Below are 12186 nucleotides of genomic sequence, written 5' to 3'. Positions count from 1 at the left end.
TCAGAAGGTAGCTCAGAAGGTAGCTCAGAAGGTAGCTCAGAAGGTAGCTCAGAAGGTAGCTCAGAAGGTAGCTCAGAAGGTAGCTCAGACAGAGGATGCCGGGAAAATTAATGAATAAATCGAGTTCTATCGACAAACTGCTAAATAGGTAATGTCCCATGCCCACATTTTTTGAGCGCAAATTATTGCCATCTACAGCCGGAATTTTATTGGCTGTCGCCGTTATTTCCGGCGGTCAAGCGGCCGTTGCAGCTAATTTCCGAGCCGTTTATACCGCTACTTCAGGGCAGGGTTCAGAAAATTTGCTGCTGGCTAAGAATACCGAGCAATTCACCCACGGAAATTCTGGAACCCCGACCCGGGGGCCGGGAAAGCCGGAGCCTCTCCCGGCAAGAATTCCTGAGCCTTCGGCGGTGGTAGGGTTGGGTTTAGTTGCGGGTTCGCTGGCGCTGACTCGCCGGAAAGTGAGAGTTAAAAATTAGACTTTTTGCTCAAAGTCTAATTTTTGGATTTTTAACCGCAGATACACGCGGATAATCGCAGATAAATCGGGATATCAGGATTTTAGCCGATCGCGTCGCGCAGAGCATTTTTAGTCATAGCTGCGATCGACTGTTCGGTAGCTTTCGGCAAGTGATAGTATTTCCCTCCAGAAGTCTTGGCCAATTCCTTCGCAAAGCCAGTCGAAATAAACTTGCTCTCGGTATCAATCACCAGCAACTGCATTCCTAACCCGCGAATTTTCGCAGCAATTTCTAACAATTCCTTTTTAATATCAGGCTTTTCTCCATCTACAATCGGTTCGCCCAAAGAACGAGCCAAAGGAATATTACCGCGTCCGTCGGTAATGGCGACAATCGCAACTTGACCGATATCTCCAGACTGCCGCGCGTTGACTCCCACCCGCACTGCTTGAGTCAAACCGTGGGCCAGGGGGGAACCGCCACCGCAGGGCAAACGTTCCAAACGCTTGCGGGCCAAGGCTATGGAGCGAGTCGGCGGTAGCAGCACTTCTGCTTGTTCTCCGCGAAAGGGAATGAGAGCAACTTGGTCGCGGCTTTGATAAGCTTCTGTGAGTAGCTGCATGACTGCACCTTTGGCTGACTGCATTCGGTTGAGGGCCATCGAACCGGAGGCATCGACGACAAAGACGACTAAAGCTCCAGCTTTTCTGGCCAAGCGCTTCGCCCGAATGTCTCCCTGTTCCACAAATACACGGCGCTGAACCCCCCCTTGCCCCCCCTTGCTAAGGGGAGGTTGACTTGCCCCTTGCCCCCCCTTGCTAAGGGGAGGTTGACTTGCCTGTTGCCCCCCCTTAGCAAGGGGGGGTTGGGGGGGGTTAGAATTCCTGTCGCGACGGGCTTTTTGGTAGGGTGCGGCGGCTCTGAGGGTGGCGTCAACGGCGATGCGGCGGACGGGGCCTTTGGGTAATACTGGCTTGACGTAACGGCCTCTATCTTCGGAGAAAATGGTGCTTCTACTGCCAGATTTGCCTTGGCGGTTGGCGGCTTGGGCGAAGAAAAGCACGCTGGGGTCGAGAATTACTCCTTCGGGGTCGAAGAGAAATTCTTCGGGAATGGTATCTTTTTCTGGTTCTTCTTCAGGTTCCGGGTTGTCTTCATCGTCTTGGTCTTCTTCGTCTTCTTGCTCGTTTTCTGGTTCGTCTTGTTCTTGTTCTGACTGCTTTTGAGGAGGCGGTGGGGGGGGAGGAGGAGGAGAGTTTTCGTCGGGGGGAGTTTGGATGATGGTGGCGCGGGGTACGATGACTAATTCTACGGCGCGGCGCAGGTCTTCGGCGTTAACTTCTGTGCGTCCTTCGATGGCGGCGGCGGCTTTGGCGACGCGGACTGCGAATATTTCGGCGCGGTGTCCTTGAACGCCGCCCCGGATGGCTTCTTCTACTAGGTAGGCAATTTGTTCGCGTTTAATGCTGACATCTTTGAGCCATTCTCTGGCTAGGATGATTTGGGTTTTGAGGTTGTCGGTGTCTTCGCTGTATTGATTTAGAAATTCTTGGGGGGATCGGGAGTAGGATAAAGCTTGTTCTACTGCATAGACTCTTTCTTCTATTTCGAGTGCTGCGTCGGCTGAAAGTACGATCGCGATGCGATCGAGCAAATGTTCTCTCAGCGGCCCTTCTTCGGGGTTGTAGGTGGCGATAAATAGAGGTTTGCAGGGGTGTTGGAAGCTAATGCCTTCGCGCTCTATTTGGTTGCGTCCTTCGGTTAATACTGTTAGCAATTGGTTGGAAATGTTGTCGTCGAGGAGGTTAATTTCGTCTACATAAAGTACGCCTCGATTTGCTTGGGCTAAGAGTCCGGGTTGAAATACGGTTTGGCCGAATTTTACTGATTGTTCGACATCGACGGAACCTAAGAGTCTGTCTTCGGTGACACCCAAAGGAATTTGAATGAATGGTGTGGGAATTATTTCTGTATTTGGGGAATTAGTATCGGTGGTGTGGGCATTTTGCCCGCCATTTTCTGGTAACAAGCCTGATGCCTGTTCTGCAATAATTTCATTAGGTTCGGCGTTGCAAAAAGAATCTTTAACAATTTCAATGGGTGGCAGTAAGGAGTGCAAGGCGCGGGCCATTACTGATTTTGCTGTGCCGCGGCGGCCTGCGATCGCAACTCCTCCCAATCCGGGATCGACTGCTGCTAACAGCAGGGCTAATTTGATGGCTTCTTGCCCGACTACGGCGGTGAGGGGAAAGGCTGTGGTGGAAGGGCTAAGGTTGGCTGCAGGCATAGGATTTTCGGATGTAAAAATTTGAACTTAATGTTTAACTTACTTCTTGGAGTATTTTAACTTCTTGGGGCAGAATCACGGTAAAAGTTGAGCCGACTCCTATTTCTGATACTAACTCGATTTTGCCTTGCAGCAGGGAGACGAGTCGCGATACTATTGCTAATCCCAGGCCAGTGCCTTCGGCGGGAAAGAGCTGTTTGCCTGCTTCTCCTGCTTGAAAGAAGGGGTCAAAGATGCGGTTTGTATCTTCAGGGGCGATGCCAACGCCGGTATCTCTAATTGCGATCGCCCAATTTGCTTGTCCAGCAGGGTAGCAACTTAATTCAATGCTACCAGATTCTGTATAGCGAATGGCATTGCTCAGCAGGTTGATCAGAATTTGTTGCAGCCGCCCAGAGTCGGAGATTACTTGTGTTGGGGCGCCGTCGCTGGTAACAGCGAGCTTGAGTCCTTTAGCATCAGCAATTGGCTGCATCATTTCTACTACGGTGTTAATTACAGATTGTACATTAGTTCGCTGCAGGTTAAGTTTAATTTTTCCGGCATTGGCACGAGAAAGTTCTAGTGTGTCATTAATCATGCGAAGCAACTGTCTGCCGTTGCGTAATACTCGCTCGATGTGTTCGATGCCGGGGAGGGTATCTTTGATTTCAGATTGCCATTTTTCTTGGCGCAAAAACAGTTCGGAATAACCAATAATGGAGTTGAGAGGAGTTTTGAGTTCGTGAGCTAAATGGTAGACGTGTTCTTGATTGACGCTGACGAGGCGAGCGAGTTCTTGATTGGTGAGTTTTAACTGAGTTTGGATTTGTTGAAGTTCCCGCAGCCTCTGAGCGACGTAGCTGTTGAAACACTGGGCAATTGCTTCGTCTACTACGGCATCTATCAGCCGAAAAGCTCTGAATACGTCGGCGGGGGTTCCTGCTAGCAATTCTGATTCTAAATGCGAGAATATTACTTGACGCAATAAGTGGTATTCGCGGGCTACTTCTGCGGCATCGTAGCCTTGTTCGGCTCTGAGAAATCCGTGATCTAAACTGGCTTCTATTATTAGTTTTATGTCGCTGTTTTGATATTGGGAAAGCACTGTTGCCATCGCCGCCAGCAGGTGAGGTATGTGATTTTCGATTGCTGAGTGCGGTAAGCCGTCAGCGGTTTCAATTTTCCGATCCTGACGAACTGCTTCAATCCAGTTTTTGACGATAGTATCGGTTTTGTCGGCGAGCACTTGGCTGTAGTCCATGATGTCTGCGTGGGGGTTGAGTTTGGCAGAGATTGCCCATGCTTCATTGTAGTTGAGCGATCGCCCGATCGCCATACCAAACTTCGGGCGATCGCGACCCTGCTAAAAGAAGTAGTTTTGAGGTAATTTTTGGCCTGTGCCGGATCTCTCTTGATGAGTAGATCCCAGCTTGTTGCTGCAAAAATCAGCACTTAAATTTATTGACAGAATAGCCATAAAGTAGTATATTCACTCAAACCGAGACTTTTTAATTTTTAAGTTTTAATTTTGTCAGGGGACTAAATGGAAAACGTGCAAGCTGTGATCGCTACGGCAACATTTATATGTGTAATTTTCTTAATAATTACAGAATGGATACACCTCACAGTTGCGGCATTTCTGGGAGCGGTGATTCTGGTTTTTACCCACGTGATGACGTTAAACAACGCGATCGAATATATCGGTCGCAGTCACGCCACGCTGGGCTTATTCTTCGGAGTCATGGTAATGGTGAGAGCCTTTGAGCCTACCAAAGTATTTGAATACTTGGCAACTCAAATGGTGCTTTTGGCGAAAGGCAAAGGCAAAAATCTCTTGCTGGGCATTGTCGCGATTACTACGCCAATTTGTGCAGTTTTGCCCAATGCCACGACAGTCATGCTGCTAGCACCATTAATTCCACCAATGGCAGAAGAAGTCGGGGTAGATTTTGTGCCGTTACTGATTTTAATGGTATTTGTGGCTAACAGTTCGGGACTGCTGACAATCGTGGGCGATCCGGCGACATTCATTGTTGGCGATGCTATTAACATGAGCTTTGCAGATTACCTGATAAAGTTAAGTTTGGGCGGGGCGATCGCAGTAGTAGTGATAGTAGTTATGTTGCCTTGGCTGTTCCGCGAAATTTGGCACAAGAACTTAGACGATTTGGAACATTTGCCGCGCCCAAAAATCAATCACCCGCGAGTTTTAGCAGTAGGTGGCTTAATTATAGCTTTCGTCCTGACATTTTTTGTAATAGGAGAGTCTCTGCCCGTGCCTATCTCACCGGCAGCGGTTGCTTTGTTGGGGGCTGCTTTGGCAATGCTTTTAGCTCACCATTCCCAAATTGATTCTGTTAATAATATTTTGCGGGATTTAGATTGGAGCACGCTGCTATTTTTTATGTCTATCTTTGTGCTGATTGGCGGCTTGGAAAAAACCGGAGTAATCGGCAATATATCTGGAATATTAGCAGTAATTTTAGGTAAAAATATTTTTCTAGGTTCTTTAGTTTTGTTATTTTTTGTGGGTTTGATGTCGAGCGTGGTGCCAAATATTCCGTTGGTAGTGGCAATGGTGCCGCTGCTAAAACAGTATGTTGTCAATGTCGGGCTTGCACCGGCTGAAGTGCTGGCGCCGGATTTTGCAGGGCAGTTTCCACCTGCTGTGCTGCCCCTGTTTTATGCGATGATGTATGGAGCAACTTTAGGTGGAAATGGCACTTTGGTAGGAGCTTCTTCTAATATAGTGGCGGCGGGAATTTCCGAGCAGCACGGGCGCCGGATTTCTTTTCAAACTTTTCTGCGTTACGGGCTTCCTGTGATGGCGCTGCAATTGGTAGCTGCAGCTGTTTATGTAACTATTCGGTTTCTGATTTGAAGGAAGTTCGGCAACGGATTCGCTCGACGGGTGTAACGGATGTAACGGATTTCAGGAAGAGGGAAGAGGGAAGAAAAATTGGTTGGTAATACTAAAGCATCTAAACTCCATCCAATTCTAAGGGAAAAATTACAGTGAAGGAGGTGCCAACTCCTACTTCAGAAACTAATTCGATTTTACCTTGCAAGAGGTTGACTAATCGAGCGACAATTGCTAGCCCTAAGCCGGTACTGTCAGGAATCAAAGAACCCAGCGAGTTGTTGGCCCGAAAAAATGGCTGAAAAATCTGATCGCAGTCTTCTGAAGCAATGCCAATTCCTGTATCGGTGATGCAGATACTCCAATGTTTGTCTGACAATAATTCGGTTTTTATGGTAATAGTACCAGCTTGGGTGTAGCGAATGGCGTTGCTCGCCAAGTTGGTGATAATTTGCTGCAAGCGCAAGTAATCGGTGATAACTTGATCGAGAACCGGATCGCACTCAAGGGCGATCTCTAAATTTTTTGCTTTGGCCAAAGGCTCGATTATTTCGACAACAGTGAGGATAGCCGATCGCACATTTGTGGCACTTAGCTGCAATTTTATGCGTCCCGTGTCGTACCGCGAGATTTCAAGAGTATCGTTAATTAATCTAAGTAATAGTCTGCCGTTGTTGAGGACTTTATCAATATGTGCCAAATTGGGAGCCGAATCTTTAACTCTAGGATTGTTTATTTGGCGCAAAAACAATTGTGAGTAGCCAATAATAGAGGTGAGGGGGGTTTTCAATTCGTGAGCTAAGTGAGATATATTCTCTTGACTGGCGCGAAGTAAGCGAGTCAGCTCTTGATTTGTAAGTTGCAATTGGTTTTGCAACTCCTGTAGTTCTTGGAATCTTGCCTGGGTATAGGTTTGAAAACAGTCAGCAATTGCTTCGTCGAGGGCAGCGTCAATTAAGCGATAAGCTCGGTTCACTTCAGCGGCTGAGCCTTTTAGCAATTCAGGCTCTAAAGCATCGAAAATTACCCTCCGCAGCAAGCGGTATTCCCGCGCAATTTCTGCGGCATCGTAGCCTTGCCCGGCCCTGACAGTCCCGTGTTCTAAACTTTCTTGTATGACTGTCCGAAGGTCGCTGTCTTCTGATTCGGACAGCATAGTTACGATCGCTTGCAGTACGATGGGAAGGCTGTCGCGCACGGAAGTGTAGGTGAGTTGCTTGGCGGTGTCGATTTTATCGTCGCCGCGAACAGCTTCGATCCAGTTTTCGGTAATTATATCAATTTTATCTTGTAGCGCTTGGCTAAAATCTATCATTGCTTTTATAGAAATCAAGTAAGCGATCGTATTTTATATCTCTAGGTTAGTTTAATAATTAACTTTTTGAATTTTCTCTCAACTTTTGGGATCTGCCGATCGCCAATAGCTACTCCCAAAGACATATAGACAAAATTAAATTATCGTGATATTTTGTGTTAAATTGGCTTAAAAAGTCAAGCCTAATCCAGCACTGCGCGATAAAACCAAGCGTTTGGCTGGAGCGGAGGAACCAATTTTCGGGGCGAATCTCTACAGAATGAAAAAGCAAAGTTAAAAATTGCCAAATTTGAGTGTAGTTTTTGATTTTGAAGTCTCTAGAGAAGGACATCTCTCAGTCCTAGCCCGTCAGCTAACTTCGCAGGCATTGAGAAGAGACTGAAAAGCCAAATGTTCTGAAAAAGATATTTTGGCTTCGTCAGTGTCTCAGGTTGGTATTGTTCAAGATTCTTGTACCTGCCCTGACTCTGAAGGAGATTGAAATGTTCATACAGCTTAATTTATCTGCGATCGCAGTTGCAGGAGTTGCAGCGTGGAAGCGGGTAAAACCCGTTGTCATCCGAGATGCTGTTTTGTTACCTGCTGCGGGTTTTTTGGGAATTCTTGGCTTGTGGTGGATTGTTGCCAGCTTCAACAGCGATTTGATTCCCACTCCTTATCAGGCGTTAATCGCTAATTTAGATTACATATTGCATCCATTTTACCAGCGCGGGCCTGGAGATTTAGGCATTGGCTGGCTGCTGATAGCGAGTTTGCGACGGGTGTTAGTGGGATTTTTCCTGGGTGCAGCAGTTGCGATTCCCGTGGGATTTCTGATCGGGATGTCGAAACCGGCAATGATGGCGCTAAATCCGCTGATTCAAATCTTCAAACCCGTGTCGCCGCTAGCTTGGCTGCCGATAGCTTTATCGATTTTTAATTTAGCAGAACCCTCGGCAATTTTTGTCATCTTCATCACGTCTTTGTGGCCGACAATTATCAACACAGCTTTGGGAGTTGCTAGCGTTTCCAAGGATTATCTGGATGTGGCGCGAGTGTTGGAAATGCCGCGCTGGAGGCGGATTACCAAGATAATTTGGCCTGCGAGTTTGCCATACATTTTTACAGGTTTACGGATTAGTTTGGGGATTGCTTGGCTAGTGATTGTGGCGGTGGAAATGCTGACAGGCGGTGTGGGAATTGGCTTTTTTGTCTGGGATGAGTGGAGCCGTTTGAACCTGAGTTCGGTGTTTTTAGCGGTGTTTGTAATTGGCTTAACTGGATTGTTGCTCGACGCTGCAGTTGACAAAGTTCAGGAATTAGTAACGCATCGATCGGTCATTAATCATTAGTCAGTTTGCAGTTTGCAGTTGTTAGGAAAGCAGTTGTCAGTTGTCAACAGTTAACAGTCAACAGTTAACAGTCAACAGTCAACAGTCAACAGTCAACAGTCATTAGTCAAATTAAATATGAGTGACAAGTTTTCCAAGGAATGGAAGCGCCGAGAGTTTTTGCAAGGAATGGGATCGGCGGCGGCGGGAATGGCTTTATCTGGTTGTGGAATTAGCGCGGATCGATCGGCAAAAGGGCTCACAGAAGAAGCCGAAGCGGTAAAGCCGGTTGTCGATTTCCGAACCTTAGAAAAACCAAATTTAACCGTAGGATACGTGCCGGTTAACGATTGTGCACCATTTGCGATCGCCTGGAAAAAAGGCTTTTTCCGCAAATACGGTTTAAACGTCAAACTCAACCGCGAAGCAAGCTGGGCCACCTCCCGCGACGGCCTAATCTTCGGCCGCCTCGACGCCTCCCCAGTCGTATCCGGTGCTGTCACAAACGCCCGAATTGGCGCCGAAGGAGCGCGCCACGCACCCCTGTGCGCCGCCATGACAATTCACCGCCACGGCAACGCCATGACGATGAACAAAGCTATGTGGGATTTCGGTTTGCGCCCGTGGCGCGAATACAACGGCAATTTGGAAGAATTTGGCAAACAATTTCGAGCCTTTTTTGACAGTCAGCCACCAGAAAACAGGGTTTGGGCAGTGGTTCTGAGTTCTGCGATTTACGAATACTTTGTCCGCTACATATCGGCGGCTGCGGGTGTCGATCCGTTGAAAGAATTTCGGGTAATTATTGTGCCGCCACCGCAGATGGTAACGAACATCAGGATTGGCGCCATGCAGGCTTACATGGTGGCAGAACCTTGGAATACGCGGGCAATTCAAGGCAATTTGGGAGTGGGTTTTACATTTGTGCAAGGCAAGGAAGTTTGGCTGGGACATCCCGATCGCCTTTTGGGAGTAATGCAATCTTTCATTGATGAAAATCCGAAGACTTATTACTCGCTGGTTAAGGCAATGGTGGAAGCTTGTCAGTATTGCAGCAAGCCGGAAAATCGCAATGAAATATCGGCGCTGCTGACTGAGCGATCGTTTACGGGGGCGAAACCGAAAAAAGGGGCGATCGACAAATTTACGCGACCGGCAATAGTTGGCGACTACAACTATGGAGGGTTTGACGAAAAAGACCGCACCATACAATCGGAAGATGCAACTATTTTCTATGACATTCCTAAGAATTTGCCTCAAATACCGGGAAATCATTCAACATTTATGTGGCAGTCTCAGAGTATTTGGTTGATGACTCAAGCCGCTCGCTGGGGACAGATTAAAGAAGTTCCAAAAAATGCTGAGGAATTAGCTAAAAAAGCTTGGAAAACAGACCTTTACCGCAAGATTGTTGCCGAAATGGCGATCGATTGTCCCCAGGAGGATTACCAAGTGGAACCTGCGGAACTTTTTATTGATAAAAAGGCATTCGATCCTAGCGATCCGGTGGGTTATTTGAATAGTTTTGAAATTCGAGCCAACCGCCCTCAGTCTTTTTTTCAGTCTTAATGTTTGAGATGTTTCGCTTTTCCTAATGTCCCGCCAGGGAATGAATTCCTCGGCTAATAGCTAAAGTCGGTTGAAACCGACTAAAAGATTTTAGGAATTACGCAACCGCCAGAAAATCAAATTAACACTTTACTACTTTTTAGGAGAATACCGTGACTCAATACTTTTCTACTTCTCTCGAAGCCAGCAGCCAAGTCAAGAAGCAGCCTGAATTTCTGGAAATTAACAACTTGTTCAAGTCGTATAAAAATGCTGCCGGTACAGAATTTAGCGTCTTGGAAAATATCAATTTAAGTATTGGAGAAAACGAATTTATTTCGGTAATCGGTCACTCTGGCTGTGGCAAATCAACGCTGCTCAAAATAGTGGCTGGTTTGGAAAAACAGAGCGGGGGAATGGTGACACTGGAAGGAAAAGAAATTCGCAAACCCGGAGCCGATCGCATGATGGTATTTCAGCACTACGGATTGCTGCCTTGGCTGACGGTGCGGGAAAATATTCGGCTGGCCGTTGATGAAGTTTTGCAAAGTCTTAGCCGTTCCGAGAAGATTAGTCTTGTCAACGAACACCTAGCAATGGTAAACTTAACAGCAGCAGCCGATAAATATCCAGACGAAATTTCAGGGGGCATGAAACAGCGGGTTGGGATTGCGCGAGCTTTGGCGATTCGACCGAAAATGTTATTAATGGACGAACCGTTTGGAGCGCTGGATGCTCTGACTCGCGGCAAGTTGCAGAAACAGGTGCTGGACATCTGGGAAAATCACAGACAAGCTGCAATGATGATTACTCACGATGTGGATGAAGCTATCTATATGTCCGATCGCATTGTGCTGATGACAAACGGCCCGGCTGCGACGATAGGTGAAATTTTGTCAGTGCCGTTTGCGCGCCCGCGCGATCGCCAAGAGTTGCGGGAATCCCAGGAGTATTACGAACTCCGCAACTATGCTTTGAATTTTCTCGATCGCTACTTTACCCAAGACGAATAACGCCCGACGGACAGACCAAACAATTCACTTAAGAGAGGTCAAGCCTGTGAAGCTCAAAACCATGTTAGCGCGTTTTGAAAGTGCATTGGGATATCAAAATTTAGCAGAAGAAATGGTGTTGCTGCCGGAGCCAACATTACCAGTTTCTAAGAAATCCAAATCTCCAAAACAGGCAAAAACAATCAATTTTATTGTCGGCTATAACAGTTCTCCCCAAAGTCAAATAGCTCTGGATATTACCCTTTGGATGGCGCATCAAACTCGTTTAGTAACAACTAAAGAAGTCACGGTTCAAGTCGTCTACGTAATCGACGAATCGTCAAAAAGTGACCGCGAAGATACTTGCAAATTGGCTGTAGCAAATGCCTTGGCTGCACAGCAGAAAGTGTCTGATTTAGAGGAAACATTCGCCCTTAATTGTGCAGCACCTGGGCTCGCTTGTTCAACCGAAATCCCATCGGTATCCCAGCAAAAAACTTGGATAGATCCGCATTATTTCCAAGAAATTTATTGTCAAAATAATGAGTACGAGGTAGCAGATAAGTTGCTGTGGCAAGCGCGCTGTTTGGCTGAGGAGTGGCGCGGTTTATTCAAAGCTCATTTACGCATTGGGCGGGTTGCTACAGAACTGAGAAATGTGGTTGAATTAGAATCAGCAAATTTACTGTTTTTGGGCTGTGGTTCTGGCAACCATCGGCTGGTTAGGGAACTAGGCAATAATTTTCCGTGCTGCGTACTCGGGATTCCTTCGGCACTCAGCTATCAGATGGATTTTCAGCCTGAAGAAAGTTTGAGCAAGTTACAGTGGGCGACAACTATACCTGCACGTTAAACTTATTTACTCGTTGGGCCAGAATCTAATTACAGCACTTCCGGCTGCTATGAGGTACGCAGACAGTATCGAAAGTTAAGACAGGAAAGGGATACGAGTAAAACTGTGCTTCATAATAGCCGGAAGTGCTGTATGTAAGGTGCAGCGCACCCTACGACTATAATTGGCGCGCCCAACATTGTTTTGGGTAAGTTCTATATTCATCAAGAATTAAAGATGGTTTCCTCGCTCGAAGTCCTAATTATGAGACAATTAGGACTTTTTTGATTGTGGAGATTTTTAATATTACCGTCAATAAAAATTCTTGGCACTTACCTGATCATAGACAATTCGTTAACTAATTTTATTCTTCCCCGGCACACAGAGCGCAGGAGCCGATCGATCGAGCGTTTGTCTTCCTCCGTCAAATTTTCGTCAAAAATAGCAGCCATCAAACCGTACCGATCGGCTAGAGTAATGTAGCCATTATGATTCACTTCGGCAAACAGCTCGGCCAAAGCAGATGGAATCAGGTGGATAGGAGTTAGCATAGCGATTAAGTCTGAATTCGACGATTGCGCGATCGGGCGTTTTTG

At 46.8% G+C, this 12186-nt stretch carries 10 protein-coding genes and 1 riboswitch; of the genes, 6 read left to right on the top strand and 4 right to left on the bottom strand.

What is annotated here, in order from left to right; genetic code table 11:
• Nucleotides 1-158 precede the first annotated feature (158 nt).
• Complete coding sequence (locus tag QUB08_RS09050; RefSeq protein WP_333224422.1) at nt 159-482, top strand: PEP-CTERM sorting domain-containing protein; 324 nt, start codon at nt 159-161, stop codon at nt 480-482.
• Between the two features lie 82 nt (nt 483-564).
• Here QUB08_RS09050 and QUB08_RS09045 read toward each other — a convergent pair whose 3' ends face one another.
• Complete coding sequence (locus QUB08_RS09045; protein ID WP_333224421.1) at nt 565-2751, bottom strand: VWA domain-containing protein; 2187 nt, start codon at nt 2749-2751, stop codon at nt 565-567.
• Nucleotides 2752-2785: 34 nt separating this feature from the next.
• Complete coding sequence (locus QUB08_RS09040; protein ID WP_333224419.1) at nt 2786-4069, bottom strand: HAMP domain-containing sensor histidine kinase; 1284 nt, start codon at nt 4067-4069, stop codon at nt 2786-2788.
• A gap of 207 nt (nt 4070-4276) precedes the next feature.
• On the opposite strand from QUB08_RS09040, the gene QUB08_RS09035 reads away from it, so the two are divergent.
• Nucleotides 4277-5614 (top strand): ArsB/NhaD family transporter, encoded by a 1338-nt coding sequence (locus QUB08_RS09035; RefSeq protein WP_333224418.1) that lies wholly within the window; start codon nt 4277-4279, stop codon nt 5612-5614.
• 100 nt (nt 5615-5714) lie between these two features.
• On the opposite strand, the gene QUB08_RS09030 is transcribed toward QUB08_RS09035, so the two are convergent.
• On the bottom strand, nt 5715-6908 hold the full coding sequence (locus tag QUB08_RS09030) for a sensor histidine kinase (protein ID WP_333224417.1): 1194 nt from the start codon (nt 6906-6908) through the stop codon (nt 5715-5717).
• 169 nt (nt 6909-7077) lie between these two features.
• A riboswitch (cyclic di-AMP (ydaO/yuaA leader) is annotated at nt 7078-7290 on the top strand.
• A 100-nt stretch (nt 7291-7390) separates the two neighbouring features.
• On the opposite strand from QUB08_RS09030, the gene ntrB reads away from it, so the two are divergent.
• The 4 genes from ntrB (at nt 7391) to QUB08_RS09010 (ending at nt 11611) form a co-directional block, all read left to right on the top strand.
• On the top strand, nt 7391-8239 hold the full coding sequence (ntrB, locus tag QUB08_RS09025) for a nitrate ABC transporter permease (protein ID WP_333224415.1): 849 nt from the start codon (nt 7391-7393) through the stop codon (nt 8237-8239).
• Between the two features lie 117 nt (nt 8240-8356).
• Entirely contained in the window at nt 8357-9787 is a 1431-nt protein-coding gene (locus QUB08_RS09020) for an ABC transporter substrate-binding protein (RefSeq protein WP_333224414.1), read from the top strand.
• A gap of 152 nt (nt 9788-9939) precedes the next feature.
• Entirely contained in the window at nt 9940-10779 is an 840-nt protein-coding gene (locus QUB08_RS09015; RefSeq protein ID WP_333224413.1) for a nitrate ABC transporter ATP-binding protein, read from the top strand.
• Nucleotides 10780-10825: 46 nt separating this feature from the next.
• Nucleotides 10826-11611 (top strand): universal stress protein, encoded by a 786-nt coding sequence (locus QUB08_RS09010; RefSeq protein ID WP_333224412.1) that lies wholly within the window; start codon nt 10826-10828, stop codon nt 11609-11611.
• Between the two features lie 311 nt (nt 11612-11922).
• Here QUB08_RS09010 and QUB08_RS09005 read toward each other — a convergent pair whose 3' ends face one another.
• On the bottom strand, nt 11923-12141 hold the full coding sequence (locus tag QUB08_RS09005; RefSeq protein WP_333224411.1) for a hypothetical protein: 219 nt from the start codon (nt 12139-12141) through the stop codon (nt 11923-11925).
• Between the last annotated feature and the right edge of the window lie 45 nt (nt 12142-12186).

The sequence above is a fragment of the Microcoleus sp. BR0-C5 genome (assembly GCF_036705045.1).
Taxonomy (GTDB): domain Bacteria; phylum Cyanobacteriota; class Cyanobacteriia; order Cyanobacteriales; family Microcoleaceae; genus Microcoleus.
This window is presented reverse-complemented; position numbering and strand designations above follow the sequence as displayed.